The 23537-nt window shown below is 40.9% G+C and carries 21 protein-coding genes; 4 read left to right on the top strand and 17 right to left on the bottom strand.

Features of this window, described 5'->3' with window-relative positions:
* Nucleotides 1-37 precede the first annotated feature (37 nt).
* Entirely contained in the window at nucleotides 38-1372 is a 1335-nt protein-coding gene (locus B5X68_RS26695) for a DUF4270 family protein (protein ID WP_170916741.1), read from the top strand.
* Nucleotides 1373-1462: 90 nt separating this feature from the next.
* Here the strand turns inward: B5X68_RS26695 and B5X68_RS26690 are convergent, their stop codons facing one another.
* From B5X68_RS26690 to B5X68_RS26680, 3 genes are all read right to left on the bottom strand, one after another.
* A complete protein-coding gene (locus B5X68_RS26690) occupies nucleotides 1463-2506 on the bottom strand; it encodes a polysaccharide lyase family 20 protein (protein WP_170916740.1) in 1044 nt (347 codons plus the stop codon).
* Between the two features lie 573 nt (nucleotides 2507-3079).
* Nucleotides 3080-4447, bottom strand: a complete 1368-nt coding sequence (locus B5X68_RS26685; RefSeq protein WP_082217828.1) for an exopolysaccharide biosynthesis polyprenyl glycosylphosphotransferase — start codon at nucleotides 4445-4447, stop codon at nucleotides 3080-3082.
* Between the two features lie 102 nt (nucleotides 4448-4549).
* Complete coding sequence (locus B5X68_RS26680; RefSeq protein WP_082217827.1) at nucleotides 4550-5488, bottom strand: hypothetical protein; 939 nt, start codon at nucleotides 5486-5488, stop codon at nucleotides 4550-4552.
* Between the two features lie 688 nt (nucleotides 5489-6176).
* Here B5X68_RS26680 and B5X68_RS26675 point away from each other — a divergent pair.
* The 3 genes from B5X68_RS26675 to B5X68_RS26665 all read left to right on the top strand — a co-directional run bounded on the left by B5X68_RS26675 (nucleotide 6177) and on the right by B5X68_RS26665 (nucleotide 8049).
* On the top strand, nucleotides 6177-6617 hold the full coding sequence (locus B5X68_RS26675; RefSeq protein ID WP_082217826.1) for a glycosyltransferase family protein: 441 nt from the start codon (nucleotides 6177-6179) through the stop codon (nucleotides 6615-6617).
* Entirely contained in the window at nucleotides 6617-7099 is a 483-nt protein-coding gene (locus tag B5X68_RS26670; protein ID WP_082217825.1) for a glycosyltransferase, read from the top strand. Before B5X68_RS26675 ends, B5X68_RS26670 begins: the two co-directional genes overlap by 1 nt.
* 92 nt (nucleotides 7100-7191) lie before the next feature.
* The gene (locus tag B5X68_RS26665; RefSeq protein ID WP_082217824.1) at nucleotides 7192-8049 is read left to right on the top strand and encodes a polysaccharide lyase family 20 protein; all 858 of its coding nucleotides are present in this window, start codon (nucleotides 7192-7194) and stop codon (nucleotides 8047-8049) included.
* 819 nt (nucleotides 8050-8868) lie between these two features.
* On the opposite strand, the gene B5X68_RS26660 is transcribed toward B5X68_RS26665, so the two are convergent.
* From B5X68_RS26660 to B5X68_RS26595, 14 genes are all read right to left on the bottom strand, one after another.
* A complete protein-coding gene (locus B5X68_RS26660; RefSeq protein ID WP_082217823.1) occupies nucleotides 8869-9366 on the bottom strand; it encodes a serine O-acetyltransferase in 498 nt (165 codons plus the stop codon).
* Entirely contained in the window at nucleotides 9326-9589 is a 264-nt protein-coding gene (locus B5X68_RS29525) for a DapH/DapD/GlmU-related protein (protein WP_374754826.1), read from the bottom strand. The genes B5X68_RS26660 and B5X68_RS29525 overlap by 41 nt, the downstream gene beginning before the upstream one ends.
* Nucleotides 9590-9888: 299 nt before the next feature.
* Nucleotides 9889-10845, bottom strand: a complete 957-nt coding sequence (locus B5X68_RS26650; RefSeq protein ID WP_170916739.1) for a glycosyltransferase — start codon at nucleotides 10843-10845, stop codon at nucleotides 9889-9891.
* Between the two features lie 9 nt (nucleotides 10846-10854).
* Nucleotides 10855-12078, bottom strand: coding sequence for a glycosyltransferase family protein (locus B5X68_RS26645; protein ID WP_141110433.1), 1224 nt, complete (start codon nucleotides 12076-12078; stop codon nucleotides 10855-10857).
* A 66-nt stretch (nucleotides 12079-12144) separates the two neighbouring features.
* Nucleotides 12145-12864, bottom strand: a complete 720-nt coding sequence (locus B5X68_RS26640) for a glycosyltransferase family 2 protein (RefSeq protein WP_082217849.1) — start codon at nucleotides 12862-12864, stop codon at nucleotides 12145-12147.
* Nucleotides 12865-12895: 31 nt separating this feature from the next.
* Nucleotides 12896-13876 (bottom strand): glycosyltransferase, encoded by a 981-nt coding sequence (locus B5X68_RS26635; protein WP_082217820.1) that lies wholly within the window; start codon nucleotides 13874-13876, stop codon nucleotides 12896-12898.
* A 58-nt stretch (nucleotides 13877-13934) separates the two neighbouring features.
* A complete protein-coding gene (locus B5X68_RS26630; protein WP_170916738.1) occupies nucleotides 13935-14882 on the bottom strand; it encodes a glycosyltransferase family 2 protein in 948 nt (315 codons plus the stop codon).
* Nucleotides 14883-14949: 67 nt separating this feature from the next.
* Nucleotides 14950-16203: a hypothetical protein gene (locus B5X68_RS26625; protein WP_082217818.1), complete on the bottom strand. Its 1254-nt coding sequence runs from the start codon at nucleotides 16201-16203 to the stop codon at nucleotides 14950-14952.
* Complete coding sequence (locus tag B5X68_RS26620) at nucleotides 16200-17156, bottom strand: glycosyltransferase family 2 protein (protein WP_082217817.1); 957 nt, start codon at nucleotides 17154-17156, stop codon at nucleotides 16200-16202. The genes B5X68_RS26625 and B5X68_RS26620 overlap by 4 nt, the downstream gene beginning before the upstream one ends.
* Nucleotides 17157-17235: 79 nt before the next feature.
* On the bottom strand, nucleotides 17236-18564 hold the full coding sequence (locus tag B5X68_RS29035) for a flippase (RefSeq protein WP_170916737.1): 1329 nt from the start codon (nucleotides 18562-18564) through the stop codon (nucleotides 17236-17238).
* A 77-nt stretch (nucleotides 18565-18641) separates the two neighbouring features.
* Nucleotides 18642-18992, bottom strand: a complete 351-nt coding sequence (locus B5X68_RS29105) for a serine O-acetyltransferase (RefSeq protein ID WP_212568042.1) — start codon at nucleotides 18990-18992, stop codon at nucleotides 18642-18644.
* Nucleotides 18993-19274: 282 nt separating this feature from the next.
* The gene (locus tag B5X68_RS26605) at nucleotides 19275-21638 is read right to left on the bottom strand and encodes a GumC family protein (protein WP_082217814.1); all 2364 of its coding nucleotides are present in this window, start codon (nucleotides 21636-21638) and stop codon (nucleotides 19275-19277) included.
* A 9-nt stretch (nucleotides 21639-21647) separates the two neighbouring features.
* A complete protein-coding gene (locus B5X68_RS26600) occupies nucleotides 21648-22424 on the bottom strand; it encodes a polysaccharide biosynthesis/export family protein (protein WP_082217813.1) in 777 nt (258 codons plus the stop codon).
* Nucleotides 22425-22685: 261 nt separating this feature from the next.
* The gene (locus B5X68_RS26595; RefSeq protein ID WP_082217812.1) at nucleotides 22686-23147 is read right to left on the bottom strand and encodes a hypothetical protein; all 462 of its coding nucleotides are present in this window, start codon (nucleotides 23145-23147) and stop codon (nucleotides 22686-22688) included.
* Between the last annotated feature and the right edge of the window lie 390 nt (nucleotides 23148-23537).

Here is a 23537-nt window from a genome sequence, read left to right as displayed (position 1 = left end):
TAAAAGATCTTCAAGGGTTTTTAGATTATTGATAATATTGGGAGTAGCAACCTCGTTTGCTGGTTGTGAACCCTCGGGTGACGAGATTGAAGCGATCGTACAACCTAATGTTGACGATTTTGCTGTGCAGTTTTCAGATACATCTACGGTAACACTTTCCACGCTTGCTGCCGACTCGGTAATGACGGGCGGACCATCGCGTCTTTTGGTAGGAAGAAATATTGATCCTTATTTGGGTAAATATCAGGCAACTGCATTTTTTCAGCCGACTATCGACAACGCAATCGTTGTGCCCCAATTAGCTGTGTATGATTCGCTGACGCTATCCTTAAAATATGATAATTATGCGCATGGCGATACGACAATTGCCATGAATATAGCAGTGCACAAGCTGTTGGCAAATATGCTTGATAAACGAGCGTACTATAATTCTAACAGCACGCCGTATGAGGCAACCGCACTGGGAAAAATAAGGGTGGTGCCAACACCAAAATCAAGTGGAACAGTTAAAATCCGTCTTTCTGACAACTTGGGTAAGCAGATTTTTCAGATGGGTAAAAACAATGAGCTTCCAAGCAATACCGAATGGATTGACCTCGTCAAGGGTTTGGTATTGATCCCAGGCGCTACGGATAACGGGCCTATCATCGGTTTTACGCTCTCTGATGACAACACCTCAGTTCAGCTTCATTATCATTTAACGGGTGATGACGGAATTACAAAGGATTCTACGGTCATTAAATCCGGTATTGGTTACAATCAGATCCTTGCTGACAGAAAAGGCACTCAGCTAACAAAGTTGCCTACTACCAGCAGACAGTCGCTGCCATCGTCGCAATCCGGCAATATGTCTTTCATCCAGGCTGGTTTGGCCGTTGCCACACGGGTGGACTTACCCACCGTAAAGGATTTGAAATTAAATCCCTACACTGTTGTCAATAAAGCTTTTTTGCGTGTGACACCATTGCAGGCCTCGGTGACCAACTTTTATCCTGCCCCCTCTACATTATATGCTTATTTAGTTGATAAAAATAATGAGTATTATTTGGGAGCCGAAGGGTTCCCTGAGCCACTTAGAGATTTGCGAGGTAATATTAAATCTGGCACTTATACCGTTGACCTGCTTAATAATACGGCATACTATGAGTTTGATTTGAGCGGGTACCTGACGTCAGTTATGGCTACCAGTGGCGAGAACACAACTGGCATTTTGCTCAGGACCTCACCATTTAATACCGAAACCGACAGGACTTTGCCTGAATATAATACGGAATTTAGTAAGAGCGCGGCGCGGCTTGTGATTGGCGATCAGCGTAACAGCAATCCGGGTGTTAAACTGCAACTTTACTATACTTCTGTTAATGTTCGGTAGATCCGTATACAGATAAATAAAAATGGAGCTGTTCTATAAAGGACAGCTCCATTTTTATTTATGCTCGGGCAATGTTTCTAACCACCGTAATTAAAATTTCAGGCTTTTAATGCTGCTGTATGCGAAGGTCTGATCCTTGTCAACGATTTTTAATCGGTAGTAACTTGTCCCCTTGACAGGTTTTTGATCTGTAAAGGCGTAGTTGATCAGATTGCTGCTTGCTCCAATGGCCATTTTTTCACCCACATTTTGCCAGTTTTTTGCATTGCTACTTCTTTGAATAACAAAACGCTCTGCATTCACTTCCTGAGCAGTGCTCCACTTTAATTGTGAAACAAGGCCAAGCTTTGCCGCCGTGAACGATGCGAGCGTGACAGGAAGCGGAGTGGCTTGTGGGGAGACCTGCTTGAAATCTGCCGTGTGATTGCCAATGCTGATCTCATCAACAAACATTGTTCTTCTGTCAATCCCTACCGTGGCTTTCGTGGCCCAGTCCCATTTATAGATTCCTACTTTAAAATACGGAAACATGGCATCATTGTAGGAATTGGGCTGGTTTAAGCGGCTTAATATCAGCTGCCCATTTTTCCACACCTCGATCACCCCTGTGTTGTCATAAGCCCATTTGATGTGAAACACCCAGTCGTGCCACGTTTCCTTTTCCACCGGGCCAAGATCTAATCGATTGAAAGAGAAATAACCCTGTTTTGTTATTCTATTTGAATCGCTTCGAACTTCCAAAACAAAGCGATCGTTTAATATTCCTAAAAACAATGGGGCGCTTCTCCATGACTCGCCCTCTTTCAAGTCGGGTCTGGAATTCCATTGCACAATGCTTTCCTCAATGGGATCCTTAATAAAAGAGGCAGGAAAGAACAAAGAAAAACCATACCAGCTTTCTTGGTTGTTATTTGGTTCTCTACCAAGCTCGGTGCGCGGATTCTGAATATTGTCCTCTCTTCGAAGGTCAAATTTGATAGAGCCTGAGCCTGCCCTCGCAACTAAGCTGTTTAATGAGAGCGACCATGGGCAACAAGTAGAGTTCTCGTACCAACTTCCAATCTCAGTATCAAAATTGTAGCGGATAATTGGTTTGAGATCCTCTGCGAAAGATCCCGCATTTCTAGCACTCACATCATTTTTTTTGGTCGCATTAAGGCTATTTTGATCCAGTTCTTTAACGCCAGGATCTTTACAACTGACAAGAACAAGACAGATAATAAATAGTAATAAAGACTTAATTACAAATTCGGGTTTCGCTATTAGCTTAACTTGACCAAACTTGATTAAAATAAATTTTCTGATAATTCTTGTGGACTTGCATGATTTGTTTGCGCTCGGGTAAAAACTAGGGTTCATAGGATTTTGCATGTACTTCTAGATTGGTGGGTTGTTTTAGTCAACCAACATAGAGATAGAAGTAAATGCTACTACTAGCACATACTACTTCTATGTTGTCGTGTATCCAATGTAGCAACATTTTGATTACTATGCCTGAGTAATCAAAATAGTTTTAGAAATGACGGCAAATCCGCGCTTAAAATATGTTTTCGTATAGAATTAATTCGTATTTTATGCTGGTGGTACAAACAAAACAAGACCCAATCAAGAAATGATTGGGTCTGTGTAAATGCTGCGTAAACGGATGGGAGGCTGGCAATGATTACAGCAAATAAGAAGAGCCGGTAAGCAGTTTTGATTAGCGCTCTACTTGCCCTTACCTAACAGAATGACTTGGATAGTTAGCCAGATCAGATATAAGTCAGTAGTGAGACTATATGTATTTAAGTATAAAATATCATATTTGAGGCGGTGTAGGTTTTCGGACATGTTGGTTGCATAGCCCACTTTGATTTGACCTATCGATGTAATACCCGGCCTTATTGTGAGTGCTTTTTGAAAATCATGACTGGCTTCTTGCATGAGCATATCTACATCGTATTTATGTAGCGGGCGCGGCCCTACAACCGACATTTCGCCCTTCAATACATTTAAAAATTGTGGCAGCTCATCTAGGCGACTGCGTCGTAGCAGATTTCCGATAGGTGTTATGCGAGGATCCTTTGGGCCAAGAGAGTGTTGCAGGCCAAATTCATTGGCATCCATGCGCATGGTTCTAAACTTGATGATCTTGAAAGTTTTGCCCCACCTGCCTGTACGCTCTTGCAGAAAAAATATAGTTCCCTTTGAGGATAGTTTTACGGCCAGCATGATCAGAAGAAAAACAGGAAATCCCAGAACCATAACAATAGCTGAAAAACTCAGGTCGAAGCCCCGTTTGATAATCTGCTCACCAATATTGGAAAGCGGCTTAGGATCAACGTTGATGAGTGGATACGTTTCATCGAACTCTAAATTGAATTTATTAACTTCAAAGCCCATGAAATCAGGGATAAGGCAGACCTGTGTTTTCTTCCGCTCTGCCAGTTTGATAACACTTTGCACCTGCTCGCGATTCATTTTTGCCAGGCAGCAATAAAGATAGTCCAGCCGCTGGCTTTCTATGAAATTCTCCAGATGATCGATCTGTGGCGGCTGGCCGCTCATCTCAAAAGTTCCGCAGAATTGGTATCCAATATCGCGGTGCTTGTGATCATAATAGTTTACTAAGTCAGTCAAATCGCCTTTTCCCACCACTGCATATCGTTTTCGATTAAACCCTGCTTTTTGAAGGTATTGGACCGTCAATATTGTTACTAGATGTGCCGCAATACATAGACCACTAAATAGTTGGAAAGAGATAAAAACAAAGTTTTCTCTTACACCCATGGTACCATTGGTGCTGTAAAGCAGTGTCTCCATCAATAAGAGATGCAGCACTATTGCAATAACAAGCTTTCCCAAATGTCTATGGCTCGTATAAGTTGTTTGCGTATAGACATAGGGTTTGGCCACATAGAGGCAGACCACCCAAAATAAGTTGCCGTAGAGAAGCAAGTTGACTGATGAGAGATCGTTCAAAAGACTGTCTTGGCCAAGAAGTAACGGCGCAGATAGGGCATAGGACAAATTTAGAAGAGAAATGTCCATCCATAGGTGCATTATGGAAAGATTTCCTGTAATGTGATTCTTCATAATGTTGAGGGCTGGTACGTTTAACTAGAAGGGTTTAATGTTTTGATATGCTTGCATAAATTATGAGCTGGTATGTGGGTAAGTATTCGGCTGGATAGTTTTTCAACTGACACTAAGCGATTGAAGCATTTGCTTAAATCCTTGGAAAATACGGCTCCACAATCCTGTATTAATGAAAAAGTGGTTAATAGCATAATTCCGCTCGTACTTTTTGTCAATGATCAGATCAACTTGCCCGGGAAGATTCTTCCATGCTTGTGTTTGACGAAAATGTTTATCGAGCTGTTTGATTCCATAACTGGCACGTTCAAATCCGATATTGCTCACAAGGTTCACATTTGGGATTGCTGCAAGGCCGTAGTTCATGAATAAAGTATACTGCCATTGATAGTCCCAGGATTTTTTTGAATGCTCGTCATAAACTTCTTCTAGCCGACTGTTCCAAAAACTGGCAATGTCTGCATCATCGAACAACATTTGAATCCTTTTCTGGCTTCTCATTTCCGGAAACTGTTCCATCCAAAAATCATATTTGCTCCAGGCCCTTTTCCAAGTGGCCCAGCCCCATATGTGCCCGATAGGACTAAAGAAGTGATCGGTGTGCTTAATGTCGAAATTCTGGTTCCACCTTGTTCCCGATATGTGCATGACACGGTCATTGTTTTCATACTTTTCAAGCATTAGCTTGCAGAACGTGAAAAAAGTAGGGTGCGGAAGACAATCATCCTGTAAAACGATTAGTTTCTCACACGTCTCAAAGGCCCAGGTAATAGCTGACGATATACCGATTGCATGTCCCATAAAGGTGTCGGCATACCATCTTTCTACATCGCATGTCCAGTTGATTTGTGAATCGTCAACCAGGTACCTGCATGTTTCGACCAGTTCAGCTTCATTGTGTTCACCTTTCCTGTGTGCCTCAGAAAAAATGTAAAGTTTATCAGGTCTTAATTTCCTTATTTGGTCGAAGACGTGGCATGTGGTTTCGGGCCTGTTAAACATAATCAGCAGGACAGGAATATCAAACGTTTTGTTACTCATTCTGAAATTTTAAGCGGTGTTTTAATTTGCGGGATCTTGAATAAAGAGTCTGGGAAAAGTATATTTGATGGCGTAAGAAATCTTGTTTCTTTAAATAAGAAGTGGCATCTGCCCTAGCAAATAATCCAATATTTATGTGGCCCCAATTATTGATGCATCTAAGATAAAAGCTAAAAAAATGATGTAAAGTTTTTTGGGTCTAACTTTGAGAACATTGGGGTAATCGTAATTCTATAAGGGGTGTTCAAATCTAAAATTTCATTTAATTCCATATACTTGCTTGCAATTGTCCTAAGTGTGGGGTAGTATGTTAAGGTTTGTTGGTGAATTGGTACAGGAAGATCATTTTTCGAAATAGTTCTATATTCAACGTTAATTATTTGCCAGTTGAAATGACAGGAGATCGCAGCGTTCAATTTAACTATTAATGAAATGTTAACTATTTATACAAAATCTAATTATCAATGTATAACCGTTGTAGAAATACTTTTTTTTAAAGAATATTGATGTGTATTACGTCTTTTAAATTGCCCCCATTCGCATCAACCTACACCCTATTAATCCTTGTGATTACCCCAAAAATGGTTTGTGATAGACTTAATAATTTTATACTTGCATCGGATTTAATGAGAAGTCTTGTTTAGTCTATTTGTATATAGTTATCGAATTTAGTTCAAACCCTCCCACAATGAAAATACTTGCGATTGCTTCCGCCGGCGGACATTGGGTCCAGCTATTAAGACTGAAGCCTGCCTTCGAAGGTCATGAATTAATCTACGCTTCAACCAAAAAAAGTTTTGCCGACACAGTTAAAGGATATGAGTTTTATGATATTCCCGATGCTAGTCGGTGGAATAAGGTAAAGCTTTTTTATTCCTTAGTTTGTGTACTAAAATTAATTTACACTGTCAAACCAAATATTATTATCACAACAGGAGCTGCGCCCGGGTTAATGGGTATTATTGCAGGTAAAATAATTGGAGCAAAAACGGTCTGGATTGATAGCATAGCAAATGTTGAAAACCTGTCAATGAGTGGCAAAATTGCTGCTGCTATTGCTGATAAAAGTTATACGCAATGGCCCGATTTATCTAATTCAAAAGTCACATTTAGCGGAAACGTATTATAATGATATTTGTAACAGTTGGTACCCAAGGACCATTTGATCGTCTTATTTCAATTATGGATCATTTAGCAAAAGACCTTCCTGAAATTTCTTTTGTTGCGCAAACTTCAAAAGGAAATTATATGGTAAAGAATATGAAGTCATTTAATTTCATTGATCCAATTGAATTTGACAAATACTTTTCATCTGCAAAATTAATTGTAAGCCATGCGGGGATGGGAACAATAATTTCTGCTATGCAATACAATAAACCAATTATCGTATTTCCCAAGCTGGCTAAGCTTGGTGAACATAGAAATGACCATCAGCTAGCTACGGCAAAGAAATTGGAAAGACTTAATTATTTGCATGTTGCATACAGTGAGCAAATGCTGAGGGAGAAAATTCTAAACCTGATGCGAGGAGAATTAAATCCGCTGCACACCGTAGGAAATTACGCATCATCTGAGTTGATTAATTCTCTTCAAAATTTTATTTCCGTATAGAAGTACAGGATCTTGCTGAGCAAATTTTCATCGCTGTAACAAATAGATCTTATACGAACTTTACAATATTCTAATAGCTTAAATTTAATACAATGGTAAATGAAATTGTTGTAGGAAGCCGGTTCAAATTGATTTTACTTTTTGTATGCCTGAATGTACTTTCCGCATGTAAGATGATGCATCTGGAAGATAAAGAAATAGTCGATAAAGATCCGGACATTATTTATCCGCTGGATAGCTTCGTTATAGCTTATCATAATTTTGACAGTAAGATTGCAAAATGGTATGAAAGTAGCTTATGTTGCTCCTGGTCAGGTCAATCAAGCGATTCTGTAAAGCGTGCAGGTGCCAAATCGGTGCGTTTTGAATTAAGAAAGAATGATTCTTCTCTGGGATTTCGATCTCAGCTGGCCCGAGCACCCAATAAGAACAGAGAAGGGTGGTTTGGCTTCTCACTTTACTTCCCAAAAGCATTTGTTAAAGACTCTTTGGAAGAAAGTATAGTCGAGTGGCAGGCATTGCCTGATTTTTCGTCAGGAGAAAACTGGAGAAGTGCACCTCTTTTTCTTGGTGTGCTGGAAGACCATTTTGTTTTAGAAATCAGAACGGACAGCAATAAAGTCACCCCCCAGTACAAATACGATTTCAAGAGAATTGATCTTGGACCAGTTACCAAAGAGCGGTGGATCGATTGGGTTTTCCACATAAGGTGGGCTCACGATAATACGGGTATTATAGAAGTTTGGAAAAACAAGGAGCCTGTATTTAGCCTAATGGGCCAGCCAAATACTTACAATGACTCTACTTTTCCTTATTTTAAGGTTGGAATTAGCAAATGGGATTGGGAAAGACCGGGTAATGTGCGGGTAAATAATCGCGTCATTTTCGTGGATGAAATCACTATCGGCAATGACAAGGCCAGCTATGGCAAAGTTGAACCTGGAAGATAACGAGCGCTTTCAAAGGTGGCTCTGTTTGAATTACACTTTTGCAAAGTGCGCTGATAGAAAACTTTAATTCTCATCCTTTTTGCCAGTAACATAGTCCTTAGAATTGTGCAAATTTAATAATTCAAAGACGTGTGCAACCTTTTTGTATCGTGTTACCCGACACTGTATTCCAATAGAAAGGACTTTTTTATCGCTTTCGCAACCGCCTTTTGACAAGTTCAATTCGCTTCCCCTTCTTCACGGCGACCAGCCGATTACTATCATACGGATCATCGGCCGGGGGCATGCTTTGTTTGAGCTTGAAAGTTTCATTTACTTTTTTGATGACAAATATGCTGGGCCGAGATCGGATGGTTGACGGACGGCGCACAAACCGATCCTTACAGGTGCTTGTCCTCAAAAGGGCCCTGCAGCGGTTTGCAAACAAAGTTTTCTTCCTTATGGTTAGCTAGTTGCCATCTACAATCTGCATATAATTAGTCCACCTGCACCGACCGTTTGGCAAAGTGCATAGATAGATGAACCGATTTTTGACCTTTAAAGTCATTCAGCTACTATCTTATGTCCCAAAATTGCTTAGATTAGGCCGACCTGATTTGGCGGATCAGGTAGCAAGCCATATGAAACTCGTTTTTAGTGCTTCTTATCGGTCATCGGACCACTTCACGGTCGAAATTATCATACCAGCTTCTATGCGTCTGGATCGTTTTGGAGTCTTTTGACTTGCATAATGATGTGCAAATGTGCTGCTTTTTCCAGCTGCCTTAAAGAGCTGCGGGCTATTTAAAGATAGCGAGGTATATATCCGCAGCTGTCCTGTTAGGGAATATACCTTATTATTTTGGCAGGATTACCTGCAACCACTGCATTCGGTGGAACGTCCTTGGTTACAATGCTGCCGGCTCCAATCACCGCATTATCGCCGATGGTAATCTTACCTAGTATGCAGACGTGAGCCCCGATTTGGACATTATCACCTATGTCAGGACAGTCGGAAACAATATCTCCTTTGTTGCCAAGCGTTGTTGTATGCCTCAGAATGCAGTTTTTGCCAATAACGACGTTTTTATTAATTACTAAACCGTTACCATGGTATACCTTGAAGCCGCGACCAATGGTTGCTTCATAAGGAATTTCTATGCCGAAAACCCATTCTATCCAAAATTTATAAAAGCCCAAATAGGGCGTTAAGATCAACTTTAGGACTTTGCCTTGTCTGGCGTAACTGGCCAGCCGAAAGCTGAATGTTAGCAATTTACCCTTTGTATAACCTTTATTATTTTCCCAGTCCTGGGTCAAATATTTGATGAAATTCATTGGTGGAGGTTTGATTTTTATTTCTGTATCTGATCAGCTTTGCCGGAACACCTCCCATGATAGCATATTGCGGGACATCTTTGGTCACAACTGCCCCTGCGCCAATAATTGCACCCTTACCGATCACAATTCCTGGCATGAGGATCACATTGCGGCCTATCCATACATCGTCTTCGAGACGGACGGGATTGGGTTTGGTTGAGCCTTGCAATATAATGGGCATGTCAGTTGAGCTAAATTCGTGAGTAACAGCTAAGATTGATACATTCTGGGCAATCAATACATAGCTTCCTATGATCGCGGATTGGATGTAGACATTTTCATTAATTTGGCAATTGTCCCCAATCGACAGCGTGTCCCTCATTCCGAAGCGGAAGCCGGGTTGAATGCAATTATTCTTACCGATAATAATCAATCTTCTTAGGATAGAAATCCTAAGAAGATTAAAGAAGCGGCCCATGGGAAAGTAGCTGGCAGGAAGGTTTCTGGCTATGGTATAGTATAAGACAAGAAATATCTTTCTCATAGTACAGTTTGGTAGAGTTGATATACGGAATCAGCAACTCGTTTAGTGTCCAGGCCCATCGCTAGTATCTTATCACGTCCATTCGAGATTCTTTTGTCTGATGGAAGTGCTATAACGTCATTGATTGGTTTGATAAAGTCGTTGGCATTAAAGGAATTAAGCACATGGCTATTGCTTACATTTTTCAGCAAGTCTGCTACGTCACCCACTGACGTTGAGACGATTGCCTTGTTGGCTGCCATTGCTTCCTTGATGATCTGAGGCGAACCTTCGACCGTTGAGGTCATTAACAGTAGATCCAGCCGGTGCAGATTCCGGACGACATCGTTCCGGCTCAGATTATGAAATTCAATCACTTCAACCTCGTGCGACAGTCTTAAAGTGCTTACTATTTCGTTGAATAAGAGATAATTTTTTTCTTTTCTGGCCTTATTGCCTGGAAAACCGATCACTATTTTGTCGGATCTTTTTTCAACCTGGCTGACTTTGAATATGGTAAGATCTGTGCCGCATGGAATTTTGGCCAGCTTATTCTTATATACACTCAGCAGGCGGCTCATATCGTCGTTTAAAACAACAATCTTGCTCACTTTCTTTACTACGGCCATAGTCAGACGCTTCTGCAGGATATGGTTTATCCAGCCCTTCTTTCTGTAAAGCTCGCCGCTGTGTAATGTTATTACCACTGGAATACTTGGTGTGAAAAATAAAAGGAACAAACCCGAAATGCCATAGTGTATGTGGATGAGATCAAAATTCCCGGTTTGAATTTTGCTGCGAATTTTCAGTACACTATCCATGTAGTTCGCTTTGCTCTCCCTGCCATTGATGAAGAAGACTTCGGCATCGACATCATTGTATTTTTGTAAAGACTCGATTTGTTCTTTGACGTGTATGCCGAAATAGATATAATCAGCAACGGGGAACATATTTGTTATAAATAGAACTCTCATAATCATTAGTTAACTGGAAGGATGTTCTGCTACCAAATGAAGATCCTGTAATTCAGGATCCTTTTGAATTTTGATTGAAATTATCCTTGTGAAAATGAAGGAAAAATATATGGTCCAGAAGGGCATTGTAATGTAAAACATTCTTCTCATTGCGCTCACCAGGATACTTCCTGCCAGATAAATCATGATGAAAATGAAAAGTATGATAAGGGCTTGAGGAATTACTTTGAATCGCATTAACCCTATTAAGATGCTTGCCAGCATAAGGAAGGTCACAAACAGGTTGGGGATTATAGTATAAAATGTTTTCAGGTCCTGTTTTGTGTCTGTATAAGGATAGGAAAACAGCATTCTTCCAAGGTTTGCAAGGCAGTTGCTCAAATACTTTGCTGGATGTTTTTTTATGTTTTCAACCGCTTTTTCTTTATAGGCTGCCTCTCTTGCCAGCGGCGATAACTTTGCAACGCTGTCAGCAAAGGTATGGTAGTTAGCATCTGCCAGCATTTTGTAGTCACTTTTCCAGTCGCCATAATCTCCGGTAAAGGGGGCACTCATGGTAAACAAGGACATGCTGCCACTGTCTGACCAGAAAAACATTTTGCTGGTCAAACTATATGTATAAACCAGATAGGGGATACACAAGGCCATGGCGATTGCAAAAACATAGCCTGCTTTTTTTCCGTAGGCACCATAGCGTTTAACTAGGCAGGAAGCTAAGGATACTGCAAGCATTGCCAGGATTACATAGCCAAATATTATCTTGGTCATGGCTAGAAAAGCGACTGTAAAACCGGCAAGGATAATTGTTTTCCATGATACTTCTTTCTGGTTAGAAATAGCTATAAAGAGATAACAGACTGCACTGATCAGAAACCAAGCAAGACATTCAGTTAGAATCAAGGGCAGATTCTCGTAGACAGGAAAGTAAAGACCCAGTGCGATGGTATATAAATAAGCATAACGGATAGAAGCAAACCTTGCTATTGACCTGAAAACCAGCACAAGCGACAAATAAAGCAATATAGCATTTAGTAATCTGATGAAAGTAAGAGGCAGCTTCAAAAACACCAATGGGGCTATAAGTGCTGGATATCCACGTCCGCTCCATAAGTCAACGTTGGGTGCTGCCGGCGAGTAAAATCCATGCAGCAGATCATTCGCATATCTCAGATATCTTTCTTCATCGCCTACAAGTATTTTGGAATTGTAGTTCAAACAGATAGCTGCGTACAAAAGCAGAAAAGGTAACAGAAATATGTAAATGCTCGCTTTCGAGTTGGTAGTTTCTTTCATAGCAGATTACATTTTTAATAAGCCATATTTGAGAATAGAAAAAATAGCCCTGAAACCATCTTTCCAACCGATCTTCTTTCCTTCTAGATAAGTTCTTCCATAGTAGGAGATACCGACTTCGTAGATTCTGATGGCGGGTACCCTGGCAATTTTAGCCGTTACCTCGGGTTCAAAACCAAAGCGCCTCTCAACTAAATTGAGCTGCTGAATTACGTCTGTCTTAAATAGCTTATAACAAGTTTCCATGTCGGTCAAATTGAGATTTGTAAACATGTTCGAAATAAATGTCAGAAACTTGTTTCCGATGGTGTGCCAGAAAAACAGAATGCGGTGGGGGTTGCTACCCATGAACCTGGAGCCGTATACTACATCGGCGAAGCCTGTCAATACCGGTTTTAGCAGATCGTTGTATTCATTGGGATCATATTCCAAGTCGGCATCCTGAATGATAAGATATTCTCCGGTCGCTTTTGCAATACCTGTATGAAGTGCTGCCCCTTTACCTTTGTTGACCTCATGTTTAAAATATGAGATGTTGAAATCAGGATTTTGCAAGAAGTATTGTTTTAGTACTTCTTCGGTATCGTCACTGGAGCAGTCGTTGACAATAATGATCTCTTTTTTGATATTATTGACAAGTTCAACAGATTTTAGCTTGTTCAAGATGTGATGGATTGTCTTTCCTTCGTTGAATACGGGAATAATAATGGATAGTTTCGCAATCATTTTTTTTATAATTATAGAATAGAGGGATTTATTATTTTCTTTTTGAAATGTCAGCCTTTGCGATTTCACAATATAACTTCATCATAAATTCGTAAATAAAAGGGCTACACTTAAATAAGGCGAAGGCATATTTATGCTTGGCTCGCGTAGCGCTTCCATTTAAGTTTTTTGATAGGCGAACTAGATTTGATGATACAAGCCGGTAGTCTTCTATATAATTAGCTTTTTCTGATATCAGAATGATATTTAACAGAGATAGATTTGTGACAAAGTCAAAGTTTATTGCTTCCCCGATATGATCGGGGCGCTTGGCTTTGCAAATGTCTAGTATCTGACCGGAAACAGTTATCGAATCAATGTATTTCTTGCTGAATTTCGCCATGGATACCGAGTTTTCTCTGATGATGTAATTGTATTTCAACATATCATGATAAACTATTTTTTTTGATTCGGCTAAAACCATGAAGTTGTAAAGAGTATCCTCGTAAATGCTGCCCTCAAATTTTACTTTTTTTGCATTTGCACCGAGGTATATTTTATCGTAAACGCTTCTTGGAAATTCTTTTTTCAAAAGACCGGTAAGTGCCTGGTCCGAATTGTATATTTTAACACTATTTGATCCGCCAAGTGAAACTGTTTTATCGGGAAATATTTTTTTTATTCCGCAAATTGAGACATCAGCGTTATGATATAGCGCATTAGAAATGAGCAGGTCATACATATCTGTTTCAAGCTCGTCGTCACAATCCACAAAACCAATGTACCTTCCAGTCGATACGTCCAGACCCGTATTTCTTGCAGTCGATACACCTTGATTTGATTGGTGCACCACAACTACCCGCTGATCAGTTTTTTGATAATGGTCGCAGATCCTTCCGCTTTGATCGGTGGAGCCATCATTTACAAGTATCAATTCAAAATCAGAAAATGTTTGATTCAAAATGGATTCAATTGATGACTCTATGTAGTCTTCCTTGTTGTAGACTGGAACAATAATAGATAGAAACGGCATGGAACTTCTCGTAGATTAACATTAATTTGGTACGCTTATACTGGGGGACTTGGCGTGCTTACTTCGATTCAGGAGCAAGTTTTTTGAGTTGCCAGTATAAAAGGTAAGCCATTGCAACTGGCCTAACTTTCATATACCCAAGATCTTTTGTGATCTGAAAAAGCAATTTATATTTCTCCGGCAGTGAAAACGAAGGCGTCAATACCACAACTGACAGTATCCATTTAACTTTTTGAAATGAGCTTGTCTTATCATGTATATTGTTTTCTCTAAAGAAGCTTGATACCCACTTGATGTGCTTTATACTGGAAGATACTTTCCGGAAAACAATTGATTTGTTAGTAATGTTTGACGATATGTTTACACCACTATATCTCCATTTAACTTTGGAATCAGGGATGGTTAGTATACCCCGACTGGCACCCAATTTTATCCATGTTGCATCGTCAGCGCACCAGGCCAAGTCATATTTTTGAAATCCTCCGCAATCCTGAAAATGGGATTTCCTGAAAATATATTCGACTACCGAACTGTTAATTTTAAATTTGGTGCGCTCCGAAAAGAAATTCTCTACACTTAATCGCTGCGAAAACGGAGCACATTCTTTAATTATGCCACCATGCTGATCTATGATGTTTGTACCAAAATGCAGCAGATCGCAATCGGGACTACCAAGCAAAACCTGATAAAATCTTTCTACACACTCAGGACCCATGACATCGTCGTCTGAGAAAAGCCAGACCCATTCCTCATTTTTAGCCAAGTCCAAACAGCGCTGCCAATGTGCAATCAGATCGTGTGCGCCCAGGTTATTTTCAAACCTTTTATAAACAATGTCGATCTTAGGCTCATATTCGCTTATAACCGCATACAGGTTTTCAGGACTTGCGTCATCTCCGATATAGAGTGTGAATCTGCCACATGTTTGTGCGGCAATTGAGTCAAGTGTCTCTTTGAGAAATTCTTGCTTATATGCAGGAATTATGATAGCGAGTGAAGGATTCAAAATAGGGCTTATCTTAATGTTATAAAAGGAGTGTTACAGATACATTTTAATTTCGACGCGTATTTCTCTAAGCAGCTGGTTCAACAGATTCTGATATCAGATGCTTTTGTATTTGTAAATTGGCGCGATGCTGCTGGCAGGCAACATGAAAACAATACAATGCAAAGACATTGCTGATCATAAAGTTGATGGAGAAACATGCATCGGATGTTAAGCAGGTTACCATCAAAAGCCACATATAATACTTGACATAGTAAAAATCTGGCGAAACGTATAACGTAATTGTTTTTAAGAAAATAATTAGATAGCCGATCAGGGCAAATATGCCAAACATTACATAAACTCCAATTAAACCAATGTCTGTTATATAGAAGCCGTAAGTATCTGATAAGAAAAGCATATACTTGCCATAGTTGGAAGTAAAATTAGGAAACCCGTTTCCAAAGATTCGGCTAAGCATATTTGGAGAAAAGTCATTTAAGAAGAATTCACCAGCTAACACGCGAATGTATTTTGATCCGTCAGAGACGGTTTCCTTTTGCGTTTCAGCCAAACCTTGAAAAATGGGTAGATCAAAACTTAGAAATATGGCACCGCAGATTGCAAAAGCTAACACGATTGCTATTTTTTTGACCAGCGATACGTTTTTGACGAAGTGGTAAATTGTGATTAGCAATATCAATGCTATACTTTGGCGGGTCACCTGTAACACAGTAACAACCACACCCATAATCAGGAAGATGATCAGAAAAGGCCTTAGTTTGGTTTTTTCGGATACTTTATTGAGCGCGATAAAATAGGCAAGGAAGAATATGCCTGCTCCCGGGAAGTTGATCCGGATGATGCCACGGTCCTCACTGAATTCTTCTTTGAAGCCAAAGTAAACTACATCGCTATGGGTAAACTGGAAAAAGTACAGGATTATATATGCAACCCCATATATAAGGGTGGTGTTCTCAATTTTGTTTGTAGGGAATTGAATCTGGACAAGATAGAAAAATACGAACCAAAGTAAATAGGGAACAGTTGATACGCTATAAGAGAACTCCTGTCCCCAGGAAATGTAAGCCATAAAGATGGAGCATATGATTGATATGCTGATCATTTTTATCGGGAAAGAGAACTGGCCGTCCGATATTTTGAAAAAAGATGGAAGTGAAATAACAATGGCCATCAGCATAGTCCCGTAGCTTAAATTTTTCAGTAAACCCGAAGCAGCGTATTTAGCCGAAAAAAAGTTCAGGGAAAACAGTACCAAAAGAAATATATAGGCAATATTTAGTCTGGATGCCTGCTTGTTATATGAGGGAACAGTTATCATTCTCCTTTGGTAAGAATTCGTTTTGGTTTATCATTGTCAAATACGCCGAACCATCCGTCAAGGTAAGAACTGACGTAGAAATTCGCTCTTCTGAACTTATTGTCATCGTACATGGCAATGTCTTTAAGATGTCGCAGCATCGAGCGTATGATCAGGAAAGCAAAAGCCATTTTTTTTGCATTATCAGCGCCAGACATATGCTGTTTTTTCATCCAGATCAGGTTTCTGGTCCCGTAATATTTAATCCATAGCCCTTCAAAAGGAGGCCGGTGCCGCGAATGGTTCAGGAATGATTTAAGAACAGTTGAAGCTGTCGCATTTTCAAGATGGTTAATTGTTGCCTTTGCACTTAGCAGGATTTTGCTTATTTTATTAACTCGAAGGCAGTATTCTATGTCATCATTATGAATGAAGAATTCCTTTTTAGGCAGACCGATCTCATTGACAACGGAGGAATGTATCATCAGACCCACGAAGGATGCGAAATCAATTAACTTATCATTCTCGTTGTTCGCCTCGATTTGTGTGTGCGTTGTTTCAAGCTTATTATGAAAATTGAAATATCCCCGGTGCCGGGTGTCAGTATTTCCCGTCCGGTCAACGACGATAGGCGCAACGCACCTGGCATTTACCGATGAGAGTGAATCCAGCATATGGGAAAGACAGTCTTTATCTGCAACGCAGTCATCGTCCATGACCCATATCCAGTTGAATTCTTGTTGGTATGCTTCCTTGATTCCAGTGTAAAAGCCACCTGCGCCGCCAGAGTTATTTTGGGCTATAACTTGAAGATCGGCTTGCTGAGCCAGCCAGATATCAGTGCCATCTGTACTTCCATTGTTGACAACTATGATGCTATCAGGGCGGGTAGTTTGTTCACGTAAAGATTTTATGCAGCCTTTTAGTAACGCTAATCTGTTGAAAGTTACGACGACTGCGGCAATGTTTTTCATCTGGATGAGGGAGTTAATAATATTGATTTATTCTAGGTTAATGTCCTGACGACAAGCACATTGTGTTGGATAAGCCAACTCACCTTGTAAATAATTTCGTTTTGATCGGGCCTAAATACTCTTTCAAGCTGGAAAATTTGAAATAGTGCAACTCAACCGGATTAATTCCCTGACGCAGAAGTACAACATACATGCTTATCAGGATGAATACTTCGGTTAGCAGCCAGTTGAAAGAGGTACCGATATATCCCCACTGCCGTATCATAAAGACATTCAGTAGTATGCTTAGCAGTGCTCCCACGGAAGTGATTCTCAAAAAAAACCTGTCAAGCCCAAGATTTAACATGATTTGAATCCCAAATACATTGCTTACGGCAATGCAGAGCGGAATCATAGCCAGGATCTGAAAAACTGGGACTGCTGCTTCAAATTTATGACCATAGAATGAGCGGATGACCAGTGGGCCAAGAAGGATCATTACAATGGTAGCTACCCCGGTAAAGATGATGATAAGGGGCAGGATTTTTTGTGTGACTCTGAGGCCTTGCTGACGATCATCCCTGAAAGCTTTGCCTATAAAAGGGTAAAAGGCTTGTGTTAATGGCAAGGTTAAAATAGATTGGGCAATGAGGATCAATCGTTGACCAGCCGTATAAAATCCGGTCTGTTCTGCACTTTGATACAGTCCAAGTATAAAGGTGTTAGTAGTGGTGTATAAATTGACGACTACCAACGAAAAGAAAACCGTCTTTTCTTCCCACAGCAGTTGTAGACATCTGGCAAGAGGAACTCTGGTAAGTTTGATTTTATAAACTTTAATTGCCCACAAAAAAGAGGTAAGGCTAACGAAGGTTTGAATTATGCCAATCAAAAGTGGTTGCCAGATGTAATCATCACTTCTTTTAATGAGCAATAAAATCGTCATCGTAAAAAGCACCTTGCTTACCAAGTTGAACAAAGCGACCCTTGAAAGGTCCTGCATGGCCTGAAAGAGCCAGTTTTGTGTAAAAACAGTACTGATACATAAAATGAATGAGAATGTTATTATTTTCCGATCAATTTGCAGTCTGGGGACTGTAAATACCAGGATCAAAAAAATACAGGTGGCCAGCAGTAGTAACAGCAACTGCGTACAGAACACTTCACTGAAAACAGTGCTCCTGTTGTCCTCATTATAAGGGTCTTTTGCGATCTTACGCGTTGCCGTTAAATCAAAGCCATAGCTTATCAACAACGTGAAATAAGTTACAAATGCAGCTGAGAAATTGATTATCCCAAATTTCTCAGGACCAATTATGCGAGAAATGATTGGTACAGATATCAGCGGCATTCCATAATTAGCAATTTGGACTAATGTCAGAGAAAGTATATTACGTGTTAACTGTTTTTCAGATTTCCCGATGTTCACTTTGAAGGATTTACTGGGTTTATCGAATATATAACGTACTAGTATATAGGTTGCCGTTCAATAGCAAAGTCGTATGCTTAGTCACAGAGTGTTTCAAAATGTTGAATCGGTCTTCCATTCTTTTTGATGATCCTGGCTGGTATGCCTACTACCGTACAGTCCTGGGGAACATCTTTAACAACCACAGCATTTGCTCCTACTATCGCATTATCACCTACCACGATGCCACCAAGTACTTTTGCGCCGGCATATATGGTTACATTATCCATAATTGTGGGACAATCCGTTGAATTTGTAAATCCAATGGTTACCTGATGGTTAATCCAGCAGTTCTTGCCGATAGCAGCAGCATTTATAATGGTGCTGAATCCATGCTGAATGAAGAGACCTTCTCCGATCTGTGGAGTATGAATATACAGGGTTGACATTGGAGGGCACAAAAACTTAAAAAGGTGTTTGACGGCTCCGATGCGATGATAAAAGAGATTTCTGAATTCCGGATGGAATGAAAGCAAATATATGAATCCATGTAATGTTTTGAATGGCAGACCGAGGATCAAAAGCCAACGCCTGACATCCGCGTGAACTGTGCTCTTGTTCTTATGCAGATAAAACAGGGCAATATGCGGAATGCATCTTATGTAATTAAGGAATACAAATATGTTTCTCACAGTCAATATATGTAAAGGTAAAATAACACTTACTCGATATCAGAACCGGCTGAAAAAGTCACTGAACATGAAGCTTAAGGGCGCCGATTTTTGTTGCGCATAGTAATTGGTGTCATAATCGTAGCCGTAGCCGTATTTGACTCTTTGAATACCATTGAAAATGATATTAATGTTGGTCAGTTGCAGCTGCTTATCGAGCTCCTTAATAAAGTCCAGCTCGGATTTTTGGGTGAAGCCTTGTCTGATCAGGTACAAGGTAATGTCTGAAACGCGCGATAGGATCATGGCATCGGGAACCAGGTGGATAGGAGGGCTGTCGATAATGATGTCGTCGTAGATATACTTCAAACTGTCGATCAGATCGCCCAGCAGCTTCTTTTCAAGCAGCTCCGAAGGGTTTGCTACAAGCTGCCCACTGGTAATGAAATGCAGATGAGACTCGTTTGCCGAATGCTGGATGATCTCGTTTTGCTTTGCATGGCCATTGAGATAATCGCTGATGCCCGGACGATCTTTCGAAACCCCAAAGATCTCGGCGATCTTGGGCTTGCGCATATCCAGTTCCAGAATGATGGTTTTTCTTCCGGAATACGCCAGGGTAAGTCCCAGGTTACTGCTGACGAAGCTCTTGCCTTCTCCTGGCACACTGGAAGTTACCAGGGTAACGCGGCCATATTCCTTTTTACCAAATAAATAATATAGCTTGATGCGCAGCGCCCTGAACTGCTCGCTGACAACGGTCTGGCTGCTGTGGTTGATGGCGATCGCATTTTTACCCGCTTCCAGGGGAAGTTCAATGATAATGGGCGTTTTCAGGTTGTCAGTAATGTCTTCGCGGGTTGTGATCTTGCTGCTCAACATGCCTCTTACGTAAATAAGACCGGCTGGAAGACCCAATCCAAGCAAAAGCGCTGCTGCCAGGCCTAGCATACGCTGACTGTTTTTAGCCGGGCCTGCGTAAGCCTGATCAATAACGTGGTCATCGGTTAGTGAAGTCGCGTAGCTCACCGATGCTTCTTCTCTTTTTTGCAGCAAATACGTATATAAGTTTTCCTTGGTTGCCTGCTGACGCTTAATGCTTACATATTCCCGCTCCTGGGTAGGGATGCTTTTGATGGAAGATTTAAATTCAGAATTAATGGATTGCAGCTTTCCTTTTGTGCTTAAAAGCGACTTTTTAATGTTGCTTACGTTTTCTTTAATGGCCGCTTTGGTCGAATAGATTTGCATGTTGATCGGGTCAAAATCAGGGTTTGTTTCCGGCGTTGTGGCCAATAGCCGGTCGCGTTGCAGTTGCAACTCCGAAAGCTTTTCAATCAGTTTACTCAGTCCCGGCTCGGTGATTCCGAATGTAGTAGGGGCTTCGGATGAGTTTTTGGCGGAGTTAATGTATTTCTCAATGCCCTCAATCACGCTGAGCTGAACATTGACTTCATTGAGCCTGGCATCGCTCACCTGCATATTTTCAAGGCTGATCTTTGAATCGGCGCTCAAATCGGTCATTCCCCGGCTGCTTTTGTATCCTTCGATCCCTTTTTCAGCCTGGGTCAGTTCCCCAGCCAGCGAAGCAATCCTTTGATCCAGAAAGTCCAGTGTGTTCTTGGTCTGCTGAATCTTTCCTTTTTTGCCGGCTAAATTATAGTTGTAGATCAAGTTATTGATAATGTCCTTTCCTCTTTGGGGCACTTCATCGTCGATGGAAAGCACAAGGGCAGTCGACAGTTTATTAGAAAGGCTTATACCAATGCCGTGTTGATATACAAGAGCAAGTGCCTCCGGGTCCGCAATGCCAATGTTGATTAAATCCCCGCTGTATTGACCAACCGAGCTGGTGGGTTCCAGTTTGAAGCTGCCGAAGGAGTTTTGTAATGTATCATTAAAGGAAAGCTCTTTCTGGTTTTCATCATCGATTACCAGATAAAACGATTTGTTGTCCTTAATTCTAATGGCCACACCTGCATTGGTATAGTCACCACTTGGGTTGAGCAGCGTCAGTTTCACAGGGCTGACGCCATAAAGGTCGCGCGACACGAGCCCTTCTTTTATTTTATAGACAACATCTAATTTTAGGTCTTTGATAAGCTGACTGATTAGTTTCTTTGATTTGAGGATCTCAATCTCATTCTCAATCAGTTTAGAAGAGCTGATCAAATCGATCTCGCGCAAAGGCGAGGCTTGGTTAGGCGTTTTTTTCTCGTCCTGAATCAGGATCGTAGCTTTTACTGAATATACAGGCCTTGTCCTTTTGATATGAAGAAAAAGCAGCGAACCTGCAATAGACAATCCTATTACAAACAAGGGCCAGTGATAAAGATACCTCTTTACGGCGTTTGCAATTTCAAGGGGCTGATTCTTCTTGTCAGCAACCGGAAATGCTGTAAATGGAATCTGTTGAGTGCTCATAATGCGTTATTACCTGTATAAATTAGAAAGAACAATGGCGATGATGGAAAGACCTGAGAGTATCAGTGTTGTCACGCGGTAACCCCTGTCGACTGTGGCGTATTTGGTGCGGTCGGGCTGCACGTATATCTCATCATTGTTTTTCAAATAGTAGTATGGGGAGTCAAATAGTTTTTTTGATGTCAGATCGATGGGAATGAAGCTGCGCTTTCCGTCCTGCTCTCTAACGAGCAGTATATTGGTCCGCATCGCAGTAATGTTCAAATCTCCGGCAAGGCTCAAAGCCTGTGTTATGGTGGTGCGCTCGTTTTGTAACCTGTAAACATCCGGGCGCGCTACATCGCCGAATACCGAAACTTTGAAATTAAGCAGTCGGATATTGACAACAGGATCCTTATAATAAGTCAGCAGTGTCTGGCTAAGTTTCTCGCGAAGCTCTGAGGTGCTCATTCCCGCAACTTTCATGTTACCGATCAAAGGAAGGTTGATTTCGCCTTTTTCATCGACAAGATAACCTACAACCGGGCTGTCCGAAGGCTGGTCCATACTGGGACCGTTAGCCCGGTTGAGGTTATAATTAAAGATAGCGGAGGATTCGGGATTGCGACTATTGACATTAATTCCAAGAATATCAGCCTTTTGAATGGTGATAGCTGAAAAGTTGGAAACTTCTTCCTGCGAAGCTTCCGAGGGTTTAAGATCCTGGAAATAAGGGATGTGCTTGTAGGACCCGCAGGAGCTTAGAAAAAGCAGTGTAATGATGTATGCGGCATTTTTGATATTCATCGCGCTGAGTATTGTACTGTGTGGAGAGTTATAAGTGATACTGATCACTCATTGTAATTAGTTTCAAACTTAGCACAACTACATCTGCCCGTTTACATTTTTGGGACGACTCCCTGAAAATTCGGGGTAACCGTCCCAATACGCGGGTTCTTCAAAAAATGATACTTTTGATATGTGGTGGGATGGGGAAAATATAATTTTTGGTAGCCTTGTATGGCGTTGAACTGATAACTTCATCAGTGCTTACAACCTCGTTATTCGTCATGGCTTATATTCAAAGAAAAAACCATGCTGTTTCAAAGTGTCCAATGCATTTCTGTCAAAAATATGCTGGGGTGTAAAGTCCCGGACACCTTGTGGAGGACCAGAAATGGCAGTTGAATACAACAATCTTCTGTTTCGCAGACTGTCCGCAATTTTTTTAGGAAGTGCAATCGCCACTACAACTGGCGTTTCACCCGGAACCTGGGTTGCTGAGCGTTTTGCAAATTCCAGGGCAACATTAGCATCAGGAATCGTATGCAATGCCCCTCCGTGATTTCCACCCGTCGAAGAAAGGCTGTCGCCCTGGTCGAGTAACCTGTCTGCCGATCGTCGTGTCGTTCCGTGCAAAAATACTTCTATTTCACCTTCAATTTCTTCCTGAACCCCCGCTTCCCTTGCTCTGAGCATTAATGGTGCAGGTTTTTTAACAGTAGAAGGACTATTTCCTGTATCTGACATATTCGTATACGCGTGGTTTAAAGCTCTTTGAAATTAGCATCTTTTTCTGATTTGGTTGTGACCGGAAAGTAAGTTGTATAAGCAGAATTTCTTAGTAGTGAACGAGTTGATCCAAAATAAATACTCCATCAACAGTCTTTCGCTAGCAGGAATTGATAAAGGTTTGCTTTACGTTCTGATGTCATTTGGGGACTTTAAATACTCAATCTATAAATGCTTTTCAGGGCCCTAGGATACCTTCTAAAGCTCATTGACTATGCCCCTTCGGGCTGGACATTGTTGGTGGCCTTTGAAGATACCAGAAGCTAGCGCAACCAACCTCGGTCACGGCCAGGGCCATAAAAGCACCTCTTTTTAGAATACCCCTACTATTAACTATATCTGCCATGA

This window comes from Dyadobacter psychrophilus (assembly GCF_900167945.1).
Taxonomy (GTDB): Bacteria; Bacteroidota; Bacteroidia; order Cytophagales; family Spirosomataceae; genus Dyadobacter; species Dyadobacter psychrophilus.
The sequence above is the reverse complement of the archived record's forward strand: the minus strand, read 5'-3'. Positions and strand labels throughout refer to the sequence as shown.